Raw genomic sequence first — 16,285 nt, 5'->3', positions numbered from 1 at the left:
AGTATGTATCGTGTGGTGTCGATTTCAAGACAAGCATTTAGCAAAGATAAGATAGCTAGCTGCTTACAAGACGAGAGTTTTTCATTATTTAGTAGGCAACAGAAATTACTGTAGCTACACAATCCACAGTACTAACTATGCCCTATGTCTGCTTATTCAATTGATACTGCCTTAGCGGAGTTAGAGAGCCTTATCAATAATTGTGAAAAGGCTGTGATGAGGTCTATAGAGGAAAAAAAAATGAAGTCAGATAAATTAGATAAATCAGTGTCAATCAACAAAATTAACAGACAATTACAACACAATCCTATAGCTATCGTTGGGATGGCTTCTCTATTGCCTCAAGCCAGAAATTTGCGGGAATACTGGCAAAATATAGTAAACAAAATTGACTGTATTACTGATGTTCCTTCGACTCACTGGAGTGTTGAAGATTATTACGATCCGAATCCCAGAACTACTGAGGATAAAACCTACTGCAAAAGAGGCGGGTTTCTTCCCGAAGTAGATTTTAACCCGATGGAATTCGGCATACCACCTAGCATTTTGGAAGTCACTGATGTATCGCAACTATTAAGTTTAGTAGTTGCGAAAGAAGCGATGGAAGATGCAGGTTATGGCGAAAAACGTGAGTTTAACCGCGAGATGGTTGGGGTAATCTTAGGCGTGGCTATGGCCAAGCAATTAGGAATGCCACTTTCTGCCAGATTGGAATATCCGATTTGGGAAAAAGCGCTTAAAAGCAGTGGTTTATCTGACGAAGATACCCAAAAAATCGTTGATAAAATCAAAAGCGCTTATGTGAAATGGGATGAGAATGCTTTCCCTGGAATGTTAGCTAACGTAGTTGCCGGTAGAATTGCCAATCGCCTCAATTTTGGCGGGATGAATTGCGTAGTTGATGCTGCTTGCGCTAGTTCCTTCGGCGCTTTAAAAATGGCAATTAGTGAGCTAGTTGAACATCGTTCTGACATGATGCTGACTGGTGGTGTTGATACCGATAACACCATCATGGCTTACATTTCGTTCAGCAAAACACCGGCGGTTTCTCCTAGTGAAAATGTCAAACCTTTCGATGCTAAATCTGATGGGATGATGTTGGGTGAAGGTATCGGGATGATTGTCCTGAAACGGTTAGAAGATGCTGAACGAGACAACGATAAAATCTATGCTGTAATTAAAGGTATTGGTACTTCCAGCGATGGGCGTTACAAGAGCATTTATGCTCCTCGCAAAGAAGGTCAAGTTAAAGCCTTAGAACGCGCTTATGAAGATGCCGGTTTCTCTCCCGCCACTGTTGGTTTGATGGAAGCACATGGTACTGGTACAATGGCTGGAGATCCGACAGAATTCGGTTCTTTAAAAGATTACTTTGATGGTCACGATCGCAAAAAGCAGCATATCGCTTTGGGTAGTGTGAAATCACAAATCGGACACACAAAAGCGGCTGCGGGTGCAGCGAGTTTGATTAAAACTGCTTTGGCTTTACATCACAAAGTATTACCGCCGACAATTAACATCACCGAGCCGAACCCCAAACTCAACATTAAAAATTCATCCTTTTATTTAAATACCGAAACCAGACCTTGGATTCGTCCAGAAGGAGAAGCACCCAGACGCGCAGGTGTAAGTTCTTTCGGCTTTGGCGGAACTAACTATCACGTTGTTTTGGAAGAATATGAAGCCGACCAAAACCACGCTTACCGTTTACATGGTGCAGCTAGTGAAGTGCTGTTGTTTGCTCCTACAGTAGAGCAATTGTTGAGCAAATCGGAAGAGATTTTAGGTAAGTTGCGTTCACGAAGTGACTCCGCAGGAGTATCGCCAGACGCACCCACACATTACGCACAATTAGTCAAGGAATGCAAATCACAACAAATTCCCCTATCTGCTGCCAGATTTGGGTTTGTAGCTGAGAATCTCGAAGAAGCTTGCAAGTTGCTGCAAACTAGCATTGACTGGCTGAAACACAAAGGAACAGCAGCATCTTGGGAACATCCCCAAGGGATTTATTACCGTGCCTCTGGTATGGAGTTGGGCGGAAAAGTTGTCTCTCTATTTTCTGGTCAAGGTTCGCAATACCTGGAGATGGGGCGCGAACTGGTGATGAATTTCCCTTTGATGCGCCGTCTTCATGGTTATATGGATAGCCTGTTGCTCAAAGATAATTTACAGCCGCTATCAGAAATCGTTTTCCCTCATCCTGTGTTTGGAGAGGTAGAAAAAAATGTTCAAATTGCTGCCTTGCAACGCACAGAATACGCTCAACCAGCCATCGGGGTGTTGAGTGCAGGGATGTACAGCATTCTGCAACAAGCTGGGTTCAAGTCAGATTTTGTGGCGGGACATAGTTTTGGTGAACTCACAGCGCTATGGGCTGCGGGGGTTTTGAGTACTGAAGATTACTTGTTCTTAGTGAAAGCTAGGGGTCAAGCAATGGCTGCACCCGAAGATCCGGATCATGATGCGGGTAGTATGCTGGCTGTCAAAGAAGACATCAGCAAAGTCGAAGCAGTAATCAGACATTTTCCGCAAGTTGCGATCGCTAATCAAAATTCTCCGACTCAATTTGTCTTGGCTGGGCCTACCGCAGAAATAGCGAGAGTTCGAGAAGCTTTACACGAGAAAGGATATACAGCTGTATTGTTACCTGTATCCGCAGCTTTCCATACACCGCTAATCGCCTTCGCTCAGAAATCCTTTGCGATCGCTACCAAGTCTGTCAAATTCCAAAGTCCCAGAATCCCTGTTTACAGCAACGTTACCAGTAAGCAGTATCCCAAAGAAGCCCAAGGTATTCAAAAAATCCTGGAAACGCACCTTTCCAACTCAGTACTGTTTAAACAGGAAATTGAAAATATCTATGCGGCGGGTGGTACTTGCTTTGTGGAATTTGGGCCGAGGAGAATTCTTAGCAACTTGGTGAAAGAGATTCTTGGCGATCGCCCTCACATTACTGTATCTTTGAACCCCAGCACTCAAAAGAATAGCGATCGCTCTTTGCGGGAAGCAGTTGTGCAGTTGCGTGTGATTGGTTTGGCTTTGAATAACCTCGATCCTTACCAACTTCCCCAAACTATCCCCCCAATTGAGACGAAGAAGACATTAAATGTCCGTTTAAACGGGATAAACTACAGATCCGAAAAAACGAAAAATGCTTTCGCTCAAGCTTTGCAGGATGGGCATAAAGTCACATTACCCACCCCCGAATATTCTGAAGCAGCTCCTTTATTTAGCAGCCCAGGTGTGACTCCACCTTTAGCAGTGATCGAGACTAACGGACATAAAAAATCCACCGCAACAATGAACGGTGTCATCACTCAAACTGAGCAACAAATGAATCCTGTGACCCTTTCACAACCAGCCCAGGAATCTAAGATGCAACCAACACCAGAAAAACTTACAAATTACGAACAACTTTTAGCAAGTTTAGAATATCTCCTGACACAGTTCCAGGAAAATCAAGCCGAGAATTTACAAGTTCACGGTACTTATCTCAATCATCAAATGGAATACGCCAAAGCGTTTTTCCAACTGATGCAGCAGCAAAATTCTTTGTTGAGTGAAAGTAAATCGACAGCCGAAACTGCCAAAATGAAGCTAGTTGTCATGGAAAGCTTAGAGCGTAGCATGATGCAGTTTCATTCCCAACAAGGTGAAACCCTACGCATCCATGAGCAATATCTTCAAGAGCAGCTGGAATATACTAAAAATTTTTTCCAACTCATACAGCAAGAGTATTCTCAAATCATCTCTGGTGAGGGAGCAACTCAACTAACAGAGAAACTCAGCAATTTCACTCCGTTCACCACAGAAACAACTGTTACTGATGCACCGAACAAGATAGTAGAAAGCCAACCTTTGCCTGTAACTGAGCCTGTAGCTAAAAATGGCTTAAATGTTACCCAAGAACCTCTCTCGGCTGCTGTAGAGCCTGTAGTTGAAAATTCTTACTCCCCACTTCCCACTCCTCACTTCGCCACTGTCGAGACAGTAGAGCCTGTAGTCGCACCATCTGTCCCAGTTGCAGAACCCCAAGCCGAGGTTGTAGTCAAAATTAGCTCACCTCTAGTCAACGAAGTTGTCGCATTCACCCCGGAACCAGTACCCACAACTGCTGCACCTGTATCTGGCGCAACCATCGATATTGTTGACTTGGATAAAAATCTCTTAGCCATCACTAGCGATAAAACTGGTTATCCAGTCGAGATGCTGGAAATGGACATGGATATGGAGGCTGATTTAGGAATTGACTCCATCAAACGGGTAGAAATCCTGGGGGCGCTACAGGAAATGTACCCAAACCTACCCAAGCCAAACGTTGAAGAACTGGCAGAACTCCGCACCATCGGTCAAGTTGTAGAGTATCTGCAATCCCAGGCTTCCAAAAGTGTTTCTGTAGAAATTGCAATTCACGAAGTACAACAAGCAACCGAGATTGTAGTAGAGACTGTACCCGTAGTTGAGGTAGTCACTTCACCTGAACCAAGTATAGTTGTCGCATTCAACACAGAACCAGTTGTAACTGATGAATTTGCAGACTTAGGTCAAACCCTATTAGCCATCACCAGCGATAAGACGGGCTATCCAGTCGAGATGCTGGAACTAGAAATGGACATGGAGGCTGATTTAGGGATTGACTCGATTAAACGGGTAGAAATCTTAGGGGCGATGCAAGAAATGTACCCCAACTTACCCAAACCGAATATCGAAGAACTCGGAGAACTCCGCACCATCGGTCAAATAGTCGATTACCTACAGCAGTTAGCTGGAGGTGAAAAAAAAAAGTATGAGCCTGAGTTTGTCCAGCAGCCACCCCAATTAGAACATAATATCCAGCGCCATCTCGTCAAACTCAGAAGTCTACCACAGCCCGATTATTTGGATTTCACCTTACCAGAGGGACACATCGGTTTAATTACCGATGATGGTTCCCTCACCACTTATAAATTAACCGAATCCCTAATCGAGAAAGGCTGGAAAGTAGTAGTTATCAGCTTCCCCCAATCGCTCATCGCCCAACAAGCGCCTTTACCCACAGGAGTAACCCGTGTTACCTTAGCAAACTTAAGTGAAGAACATCTTCAACAACAATTGCAAGCGATCGCATCTCACTGCGGAGTGATTGGGGCCTTCATCCATCTCCATCCGATGTTTGTAGCAAATCACACCGGGAGTATTTCTTATAACGAATCAGAAAAGGCGATCGTCAAGCACGTATTTTTGATGGCGAAACACCTCAAACCTTCCCTAAACGAAGCTGCAAAGCATGGACGTAGTTGTTTCTGCACAGTTGCTCACCTTGATGGAGCCTTTGGATTAGAGTACAAAGTTAACTTCGGTGCGATCGGCGCTGGTTTATTTGGATTAACCAAAACCCTGAGATGGGAATGGCCAAAGGTGTTTACTCGTGCGATCGATTTAAGTCCCAGACTTGATGCCAAACAGTCAGTACAAAACATTATCGCCGAGCTTCATGACCCCAACCTTTATATCAATGAAGTTGGGTATGGTTCACAAGGACGAGTCACCATTATCGCCGATTAAAAATCTCTTCTCTGTACGCCTCTGCGCCTCTGCGTGAGATTTTCCTTTAGTGAGCAACGCTAACATCTAAGTACAAGTTTCGTAAATTCGTGGACAATTGAGGGTTTGAGTTTAAACGCAAAGGGGCGCAGAGTAAAGCGCAGAGGAACGCAGAGGAGACAGAGGAAGAGATAGGAAACAACTTGTGACCAGTTTTCTAGAGCATCTCTTAATTACGAATTACGAATTAATATCAGAGGATTTATGACACAAACAGCCCAGCTTAGTCCATCATCTGTCTTTGTCGTGAGCGGCGGTGCAAAAGGGATTACGGCTGAGTGTACTATCAGATTAGCCCAACAGCAACCCGGCAAATTCATCCTCCTCGGTCGCTCCGAACTATTAGAAACCGAGCCAGATTATGCTCAAGATTGTGATGACTCCGCATTGAAAAAATGCATCATGGAAAATCTTCTTTCTCAAGGAGAGAAGCCTACACCCATGAATGTGCAAAAAATATATAACAAAATTACCTCCAGCCGTGAAATTAAAAAGACCCTAGCAGCAATTGAAAAAACCGGAGCTAAAGCAGAATATATCAGCGTCGATGTCACAGATACGCAGGCTTTACAAGAAAAGCTGGCTAATATTGGGTCAATTACAGGTATCATACATGGTGCTGGAAATTTAGCGGATAAGTTAATTGAAAAGAAAACAGAAGATGATTTTGAAAAAGTTTACACCGCCAAAGTCCAAGGTTTAGAAAACCTGCTTGCTTGCATCAATCCTAATCAACTTCAGCATTTAGTTTTGTTTTCTTCAGTAACAGGCTTTTACGGAAATCCCGGACAATCTGATTATGCGATCGCAAATGAAATTCTGAACAAATCAGCCCATATATTTAAGCAAAGCTATCCCTCATGTCATGTAGTCGCTATCAACTGGGGTGCTTGGGATAGTGGGATGGTGACAGCAGAGTTAAAGAAGATTTTTCAAGAGCGAAAAATCGAAATAATTCCTATTGCAGTCGGCGCACAAATGCTGGTTAAAGAAATGGATAATACCAATCATGCAACCGCACAAGTTGTTATTGGTAGTCCACTCGTTCCCCTGGCGGTGGAGTTAGATTCAGAACTGCGAACCTATCGTATCCGTCGCCAAATGACATTAGAGGCTAATCCATTCTTACACGATCATACTATTGCTGGTTCTCCAGTTTTACCAGCAACTTGTGCTATGACTTGGATTATTAATGCTTCTGAACAATTATATCCCGGTTATCGGTTGTCTAATTACCAAGACTTCAAAGTTTTGAAGGGGATTACTTTCAATGAGACATTAGCGAAGGAATATATTCTAGAAATAGAAGAAATTTCTAAAGTTAATCTTGAAAAAATCGAACTCAAAGCCAAAATTTCGAGTAAAAACCCAGAAGGAAAAACCCATTTTCATTTTAGTGCTCAACTCAATCTCCAGCGTGAAATCCCAGATGCACCCATCTATGAATCTTTCAATCTCGAACCAGATAATATCATCACTGCGACAGGAAAAGCTTTTTACCAAAATGGTGGGGCTACATTATTTCACGGCCCCGGTTTTCAGGAAATCAAAAGAGTTTTAAACATCAGTTCTGAAAAAATTACAACAGAATGTCTTTGGCCAGAACTCAGCGCACAGGAACAAGGACAATTCCCTGTCCAATGGGTAAATCCTTACACAACTGACTTGAGTATGCACGCTTTATGGATTTGGACACAACACTTTCATGAAGAAGGTTGTTTACCAGGAAAAGTAGAAAAGTTTGAACAGTTTGAGATGATACCACATAACGAAACATTTTACGTTTCTTGTGAAGTAAAATCTAAGACACCAAGTAGTGCGATCGCTAACTTTATCATACACGACCGCCAAGGAAAAATATATTCACGAATGCTCGGCGCTCATGCCATTATTTGGTCAATGAAAATGCTCAGAAGCTAGTGGCGAATTGAGGGTTTAATTTTAAACGCAAAGGTTCGCAAAGGGAAACGCAAAGGAACGCAGAGAATTTGCTGCGAATTAATGAAATGTTGTAGTAAGGATTAAGGTTATTACTACAAAGTATCAAAATTAAGTTGCATCTTGAAAGTTTGGGGAACAGCGTAAATCCTGCCTTTTAATTATCTCTTGCTAAATACCCAAACTCGGAGCATATAAATCGTGGAAAAAATAGCCATCATCGCATTATCATGCCTATTCCCCGATGCTAAAAATCCTGAAGAATACTGGCAAAACATCGTTAATCAAAAAGATTCCACATCCTCTGCAACAGTTGAAGAAATCGGAGTAGATCCGACAATTTTTCATAATTCAGTTAAAGGTACACTAGACAAAAGCTATTCCCTCAAAGGCGGGTACATCCGCAATTTTCAATTTAATCCTTCCGAATACAATCTACCATCAGAATTTGTTAATGGTTTAGATAACACCTTCAAGTGGTCATTATATGCCGCTAAACAAGCAATTGTACACAGTGGTTATTGGGGTAATCAAACTGTCCTGGCAAAATGCGGCGTAATTTTAGGTAATTTGTCATTCCCAACAAAATTATCTAACAAATTATTTTCTCCAATTTACCAGCAAGCTATTACCCCTGCTGTCAGAGAACTTTTGCAGTATGAAGACTTTGATTTAGCTGCTCTCCCAACTGCAACTCAAGCGTCTTTGTACAATGCGATGATATCTGGCTTACCAGCATCTATCATTGCTCAAGCTCTATCTCTATCCCAGATTAATTTATGTCTAGATGCTGCTTGTTCATCCTCATTTTATGCTATTAAACTAGCATCTCATTACTTATGGTCACACAAAGCTGATGTCATGTTAGCTGGAGCCATCAGTTGTGCAGATTCCTTATTTGTGCGGATGTTATTTTCCGGTGTTCAAGGTTATCCAGAAAACGGCATCAGCCGCCCCTTAGATAAGTCTTCTAGAGGGCTAATTCCCGCCGATGGTGTTGGGATGGTGATGCTGAAAAGATATTCTGATGCCGTTAGAGATGGTGATAATATTCTTGCTACTATCTGCGGTAATGGACTATCGAATGATGGCAAAGGTAAACATTTACTGAGTCCTAATCCTAAAGGGCAAATCTTAGCTTTTGAAAGAGCCTATAATGAGGCGAAAGTTAATCCAAAAACTATTGATTATCTAGAGTGTCATGCCACTGGCACATTGCTAGGAGATACAACCGAATTCAACTCCATCGAAACATTTTTTGGTCAAAATCAAGCTGCACCTCTGGTAGGTTCTGCCAAGGCAAATACTGGTCACTTGCTAACTGCTGCTGGCATGGTTGGCTTAACTAAAGTGATTTTGAGTATGTCTCATGGTGTAATTCCAGCAACCATGAATGTTTCTGAACCTTTAGCGTCAGAAAATAGTACAATTTCTGCCGACAAAATTGTTAGAACAGCTACGGCATGGCCTAATAATAACGCACCAATCAAACGGGCAGCTATCAGTGCTTTTGGTTTTGGCGGCACTAATTCTCATCTGATTTTAGAACAAGGAAATACAACAGAATCAGTTGAATCAACTCCACCTGTTCCACCTACCAAAGTCGCCATTGTCGGCATGGATGCCTTTTTCGGTAATTGCAATGGCTTAGATGCTTTTGAACGTAGTATTTATGATGGAACACAACATTTTACTTCCCTACCGCCTCAAAGATGGCATGGGATAGAAAATCAAGAAAATGTCCTGAAAGAGTACGGTTTAACAGATGGAAAAGCACCAGTAGGGGCATATATCAAAGATTTTGAAATCGATACTTTATCGTGCAAAATCCCACCGAATGAGATAGATAAGTTAAACCCACAACAATTGTTGCTTCTGAAAGTTAGCGATCGCGCCGTGAAAGATGCGAAACTACAGGAGGGTGGCAATGTGGCTGTGATTGTCGCCGCCGAGACAGAATTCTCTGTGCATCAGCTACAGCAAAGATGGAATCTATCTTGGCAAGTTAAAGATGGCTTACTCAACCAAGGAATTTCTTTGCCTGCTGAACAACTGGCGCAACTGGAAACCATTGTCAAAGATAGCATTCACCAACCAGTAGAAATCGGCGAATATGTAAGTCACATTGCCAACATCATGGCAAGCCGGATTTCAGCTTTGTGGAATTTCACTGGCCCTGCATTCACCATCAGCGCTGGCGAAAATTCTGCCCTCAAAGCGTTGGAAGTTGCCCAAATGCTACTCGCTACAGGAGAAGTAGACGCAGTGGTTGTTGGTGCAGTGGATTTAGCTGGTGGTGTGGAAAATGTCTTGTTCCGCAGTCAATTTGCCCCAATTAATACGGGTGTCAATACGTTGGGTTATGACCAACAAGCCAATGGCTGGACGGTTGGTGAAGGTGCGGGTGCTGTCGTCCTCAAGCGCTACGAAGCTGCTAAGGAAGATAATGAACGCATCTATGCAGTAATTGATGCCATGAGTTTCGCACAAAGTAATTCTACTTTGAGTAACACTCTGGTAAAACCTGATGCTTCAGCTATCAGCAATGTCTGCAAACAAGCTTTCGAGATGGCAGAGATTCAACCCACAGAGGTTAACTATGTGGAAGTCTTCGGTAGTGGGATTCCCCAAGAGGATGAAGCGGAAATTACAGGTTTACTGCAAGCTTATCCGAAAGTGGGCAATGGTTTGCACTGTGCATTGGGCAGCGTTAAAGCGAATATCGGTCACACCTATACAGCATCGGGAATTGCTAGCTTAATCAAAACCGCTCTCTGTCTTTATTACAGGTATATTCCCGCCACCCCCAAATGGTCTGGTGTCAAAACACCGCAAGTATGGTCAGGTAGCCCTTTCTATGTGGCAATGGAATCAAGACCTTGGTTTGTCGATAAAGGCGGCACACGCAGAATAGCAGCAATTAATAGCATGGGTATAGATGGCAGTTACGCCCATTTAATCTTATCGGAGGAACCCAGCCAAGAGGAGCGCGATAACAGATATTTGCAACAAATGCCTTTTCATCTGTTCCCTATCGCAGTTAGCGATCGCTCCACCATACCAGATTTACTTAACCATCTCCAAAAATCTATTGAAGCCAGTTCTTCTTTATCTACTACCGCCAGCCAAACATTCGCTACCTTTGAAGGATATTCTGATGCAAAATACGTCTTATCAATCACAGGACGTAACAAAAAAGATTTACTCAAAGAAATTGAATCTGCCCGCAAAGGTGTAAATAATGCTTTTGATAACGGCACAGATTGGCAAACACCTCTAGGAAGTTATTTCACAGCGAAACCATTGGGTAAAACTGGAGCAGTTGCTTATGTTTATCCCGCAGCAGTCAATTCTTATATCGGCATTGGTCGGACTGTTTTTCGCTTATTTCCGAAAGTTTTCGAGGACTTAAAAAGTAACAATCTCTACAATCGGGCTGCCGATGTGGAAAAGTTAGTTTATCCCAGAAGCTTGCCTAAATTGACAACCAGGCAACTAGAAACTCTCGAAAAGCAATTGTTAGATGATTCACTGGCAATGTTTGAAAGTGAAATTGCCTTTGCTAGATACATGACGGCAATTTTCCGAGACGATTTTAAAGTCAAGCCGCAATGTGTTTTTGGATATAGCTTGGGTGAAACTAGCATGATGGTTGCCCAAGGAGTTTGGAGTGATTTTGAAGGCGGAAGTAACACTTTAAACTCATCACCTCTATTTGGCGATAAGTTATCTGGGCCGAAAAATGCCGTGCGTGAATATTGGGGATTAACAGATTCACCAAACAACAATTTTTGGAATACCTATGTTCTCATGGCGACTCCATCGCAAGTTAGAGAATGCCTGAAACATGAGAATCACGTTTACTTAACTCAAATCAACACACCAGAAGAAGTCTTAATTGCTGGTGATGATGCAGCCTGTAAGCGAGTGATTACAACTTTAGGTTGCAATTCTTTCCCCGCTCCCTTCGACCATGTGATACATTGTGAAGCGATGCGATCGCAGTTCGAGGAAATTAAGAAGGTAAACAGCTTACCATCACAAAATCTTCCTGGTATTGTCTTTTATTCTGCCGCCGATTATCAACCGATTGCACTTGAAAGTGATGCGATCGCTCACAATATCGCCAAAGGATTGTGCCAAGAACTTGATTTTCCACAATTAGTTAATCGTGTCTACGGTGATGGAGTCAAAATATTTTTAGAAGCAGGTGCAGGTAATGTCTGTTCACGATGGATTGATAAAATTCTCGGCAACCAAGAACATATCACAGTCTCTCTAAATCGTAGAGGGATGGATGATCATGCTGCAATGGTTAAAGCATTAGCAAAATTACTCAGTCATCAGGTGAACGTGGATTTATCTCCGTTGTACAGCAAAGCCCAAGAAACTGCTAATCAAAATAAAGCAACATTGAGAACAGTTACCTTGGGTGGAAAAGCAATTACTGCTACAATTTTGAGCGACGGAAATCGCCAGATTGTTAAAGATTTGGTTGAGGATATTAAGTGCGATCGCTTCAAAAAACCGCATCCAAACATACCTAATCCCCAGCAATTTGAAATCACAGATTCTCTTAATACTTCCAACCAAATAACCCAAGAAAAAACTTACTCCTCTAACATCTTGCCTCAGCCAGAAGAAGTAAAACCGAAAAATATCATTGATAACGTTTTTAAAACGAGAGAACAATTACAATCTTCTGAGTCAAACGCAATTCAACAGCCAATCCCTCTTTCTTCCCCACCCGTCAGAACTAAAAAAATTAGTAGCATCATCAGCATGTTCGATTTAAATAAGACACAGTATCAAAAGCTCAATGCAAATAATTCAAAAATAACTAAAGCACACACTGCCTTCTTACAAGCTAGACAAGATTACAGTCAACAAATGAGCGAAATCATTCAATTGCAACTAGCTTGCGCCCAAAACTTGCTTAACGAAGAATCTTAATATCTCATACCAATTCTCTCTCAACTTGCACCGACTAATTCTTAACTTATCTCTTCCTTCACGCCCTTGGCGTCTTCTCTACGAGACGCTACGCGTTGGCGGAAGCCTCTCGTAGAGAAGGCGGTTCGTTAAAAAATTATTACGTGTATCTAGAGAATTGGTATAACTCCCTTACTCTGCGCTCTCTGCGCCTCTGCGGTTCGTAAAAAAAACGTAGACCCCTATAGTCTACACCCTTCACTTTTATCATCCATTGCTTGTAATCCGAGGGATAACTGCCGTGACAACCGTAGATACGGTACTAAGTAAACACGATAATGGCCTTAATTTCTCCGCCTGGTCTTATAACAAAAATCAGGTTTGGAAAGGTTCTTTAGAAACTGTATCTTTCGAGAAACAAACCATCAAAGATAAATTGATGGTGTTAAATAAACCCTGCTACATCGTGAAAGTTGCCGGAAAAATCGGTGTCACTAACGAGGGTTATTTATCCCCTGGTGATAATGGCACAACAGCACAAGTAGAACTGCTGACATTTGCAGCCCCAATCCGCATTCAACAATTTGGCGACCCCAATTTTCTCTCCTTTCATGGAGTGAAATATGCCTACGTTACCGGCGCAATGGCTGGCGGAATTGCTTCCGAAGAAATGGTAATTGCACTCGGAAAAGAGCAAATTTTGAGTTCCTTTGGTGCAGGTGGTTTAACTCCAGAACGTTTGGAAGCAGCCATAAATCGCATTCAACAAGCTTTACCTCAAGGCCCTTATGCATTCAATTTAATTCACAGTCCCAATGAACCTGCGATTGAACGCCGGGCCGTGGATTTATATCTCAAATATCAAGTAAGAACAGTAGAAGCATCTGCATTTCTCGACTTAACCCCCAATATTGTTTATTACCGTGTTGCTGGGTTGGGCTTAAATAGCAGTAATCAAATTGAAATCAAAAATAAAGTCATTGCCAAAATTTCTCGCCGAGAAGTTGCTACTAAATTCCTGCAACCAGCGCCAGCAAGAATACTCAAAGAACTTCTTGAGCAAGGATTAATTACTGAGTTACAAGCAACCCTTGCAACTAAAGTTCCGATGGCTGATGATATTACCGTCGAGGCTGATTCTGGAGGTCATACAGATAACCGTCCTTTGGTTTGTTTGTTACCTTCTATTATTGCCTTGCGCGATGAAATTCAAGCACAATATCATTACCAAACACCCATTAGAATCGGTGTAGCAGGGGGAATTGGTACACCACAATCAGCATTAGCAGCCTTTATGATGGGCGCTGCTTATGTAATGACCGGTTCCATTAATCAGTCATGCGTTGAATCTGGGGCTTGTGAACATACCAAAAAGTTATTAGCCCAAGCAGAAATGGCTGATATGATAATGGCCCCGGCAGCAGATATGTTTGAAATGGGAGTCAAATTGCAAGTTCTCAAACGGGGTACAATGTTCCCCATGCGAGCGCAGAAATTATTTGAACTCTATCGCGCCTATGATTCTATTGAAGAGATTCCTTTGACAGAAAGAGAGAAATTAGAAAAACAAGTTTTTCGCAAAACTATTGCCGAAGTATGGGAAGGAACTGCGGCTTATTTGTCCCAAAAGAATCCTGAGAAACTTGGGAAAGCAGTCAATAATCCTAAACTGAAAATGGCGTTAATTTTTCGCTGGTATCTAGGATTATCTTCTCGCTGGTCTAGTTCTGGTGAAAAAGGTAGAGAAGTCGATTATCAAATTTGGTGTGGCCCGGCAATGGGCGGTTTCAATGACTGGGTACGCGGTTCCTACTTGTCTGAACCTAATAATCGTCAGGTAGTTGATGTTGCTAATCAAATTATGACTGGTGCAGCCTTTTTGTATCGTGTTCAAAATTTGAAAATTCAAGGGCTGCAAACTTCCGATTATTACAGTCAATATCACCCTGTTCGTTCTACATCATTGTTGGAGATTTAAAAATGACTATAAAACAGTCTTTCACAGCAAACGATATTCAAATATTTTTGATATCTAACTTAGCTAAGTTACTAGGAGTAGCAACTGATGAAATAGATGTAAAAGAACATTTAGAAAACTATGGTTTGGATTCCGCTCAAGCAATGATTTTAGTAAGTAACTTAGAAAAGTTGCTCGGATTTCAACCATCTCCGTTGCTTTTGTGGCATTACCCAAATATTGAAGCTCTTTCACAGCGTTTAGCTGAAGAAGTACAAGAAGGTTCACCAGTTCAAGATACAGTGGTTACATCCTCTAATGTCAATGCTGCACCCTCTATTTTAGATTTAAGTGCTGAGACTGTTCTTGACCCCACCATCCATCCTGATGCTGCATCTAATGTGCCTGTGGGTGAACCCAAGAACATCTTTTTGACTGGCGGAACAGGCTTTTTAGGAGCTTTTCTCATCCGGGAATTGCTACAGGAAACCAATGCGGATATCTATTGCTTAGTGCGTGCTGCTAATGCTGAAGAAGGCAAAAGCAAACTCCAAAATAATTTGCAGCAGTATGCAATTTGGCAGGAAGAATTTAATTCCAGAATTATTCCTATTGTCGGCGATTTATCTCAGCCTTTGTTAGGTGTTGGCTCTGAACAGTTTCAAATTTTAGCTACCAATATTGATACTATCTATCATAGTGGTGCTTTGTTAAATTATGTTTTTCCTTACTCAGCACTGAAGGCAGCCAATGTTTTAGGAACACAGGAAGTTTTGAGATTGGCTTGTCAAATTAAAGTCAAGCCTGTACATTACGTTTCCAGCGTTGCTGTTTTTGAATCCACTGCTTATGCTGGTAAAGTTGTTAAAGAACAGGATGAATTCAATCATTGGGAGGGTATTTATCTTGGTTACTCTCAAACAAAATGGGTAGCTGAAAAGTTAGTCAAAATTGCTCGTGACCGTGGACTTCCTGTAACTATCCACAGACCACCACTGATTTCAGGTGATAGCAAAACAGGCATTTGTAATACACATGACTTTATCAATCTGATGACCAAGGGCTGTCTACAAATGGGAAGTTTCCCTGATGTAGATTATATGTTGGATATGTCACCTGTGGATTATGTAAGTAAAGCCATTGTTTATCTATCACGGCAAAAAGAATCTATAGGTAAGGCTTTCAATTTACAACATCCTCAACCAGTCTCTTTGAAAATATTAGTTGAGTGGATACGCTCTTTTGGTTATTCCGTTGAGATGATTCCATATCAACAATGGCAATTAGAGCTAATCAATAATGTGACTTCTGCTGAGAATCCTTTGTACACTCTGCGACCCTTTTTACTAGAACGTTGGTCTGATGAACAACTAACTATTCCTGATTTGTATTTGCAAGCTAGAAGACCTCATATTAGCTGCCAAGATACTCTCCATGCACTAGCAGGTAGTTCTATTGCTTGTGCTCCAATTAACTCTCAATTGTTTATGACTTACACCGCCTACTTGATTCAAAGTGGTTTCTTAAATATCGCTTAGGAATTCACAACTTCTGTAGGATGTGTTAGGAACATAACGATACTTTCGGTGCGTTACGGAAGCCGTAACACACCCTACAAAATAGTTTTTCTAGTCTATGTTTTTTAAAACTCAGTACTACTGAATAGCTAATATTTCAGATGCCAGCAACAACTCATACATCAACAGTGGCAATTATATTGCCCTGTTTTTTTATGCCCAATAATGTAAATTTTTAGGATTCAACTCTTGACAGAAGCAATTGAGGATAGAATGGTTAGTGTCGGGCATGAAGGTTTGATTTTACCTGCTGGCTTTTGTGAGTAATCAAAAGCCAGACGCTAGTAGTTTGAAA

The 16,285-nt window shown here is 41.8% G+C and carries 5 protein-coding genes; all 5 read left to right on the top strand.

Annotated elements, in window-relative coordinates; translation table 11 throughout:
• Nucleotides 1–144 precede the first annotated feature (144 nt).
• The 5 genes from RMY63_RS16735 (at nt 145) to RMY63_RS16715 (ending at nt 15,951) form a co-directional block, all read left to right on the top strand.
• Nucleotides 145–5,547, top strand: coding sequence for a polyketide synthase (locus RMY63_RS16735; RefSeq protein WP_322729776.1), 5,403 nt, complete (start codon nt 145–147; stop codon nt 5,545–5,547).
• A 243-nt stretch (nt 5,548–5,790) separates the two neighbouring features.
• Nucleotides 5,791–7,506 carry an SDR family NAD(P)-dependent oxidoreductase gene (locus RMY63_RS16730; RefSeq protein WP_322729775.1) on the top strand — a complete coding sequence of 572 codons (1,716 nt, stop codon included), beginning with the start codon at nt 5,791–5,793 and terminating at the stop codon, nt 7,504–7,506.
• Nucleotides 7,507–7,725: 219 nt separating this feature from the next.
• On the top strand, nt 7,726–12,477 hold the full coding sequence (locus RMY63_RS16725) for a PfaB family protein (RefSeq protein ID WP_322729774.1): 4,752 nt from the start codon (nt 7,726–7,728) through the stop codon (nt 12,475–12,477).
• A 280-nt stretch (nt 12,478–12,757) separates the two neighbouring features.
• Complete coding sequence (locus RMY63_RS16720; protein ID WP_322729773.1) at nt 12,758–14,434, top strand: PfaD family polyunsaturated fatty acid/polyketide biosynthesis protein; 1,677 nt, start codon at nt 12,758–12,760, stop codon at nt 14,432–14,434.
• Between the two features lie 2 nt (nt 14,435–14,436).
• Nucleotides 14,437–15,951, top strand: a complete 1,515-nt coding sequence (locus tag RMY63_RS16715) for a thioester reductase domain-containing protein (protein WP_322729772.1) — start codon at nt 14,437–14,439, stop codon at nt 15,949–15,951.
• Nucleotides 15,952–16,285 lie beyond the last annotated feature (334 nt).

Source organism: Nostoc sp. ChiQUE01b (assembly GCF_034531255.1).
Taxonomy (GTDB): Bacteria; Cyanobacteriota; Cyanobacteriia; order Cyanobacteriales; family Nostocaceae; genus Nostoc.
Note: the sequence above shows the minus strand (reverse complement) of the source record. Positions and strands in the feature narration are given on the sequence as shown.

Bases quoted from the DNA above. Each gene is read 5' to 3' on its own strand.
- RMY63_RS16735 (WP_322729776.1), top strand. From the start codon at position 145: ATGTCTGCTTATTCAATTGATACTGCCTTAGCGGAGTTAGAGAGCCTT.
- RMY63_RS16730 (WP_322729775.1), top strand. From the start codon at position 5,791: ATGACACAAACAGCCCAGCTTAGTCCATCATCTGTCTTTGTCGTGAGC.
- RMY63_RS16715 (WP_322729772.1), top strand. From the start codon at position 14,437: ATGACTATAAAACAGTCTTTCACAGCAAACGATATTCAAATATTTTTG.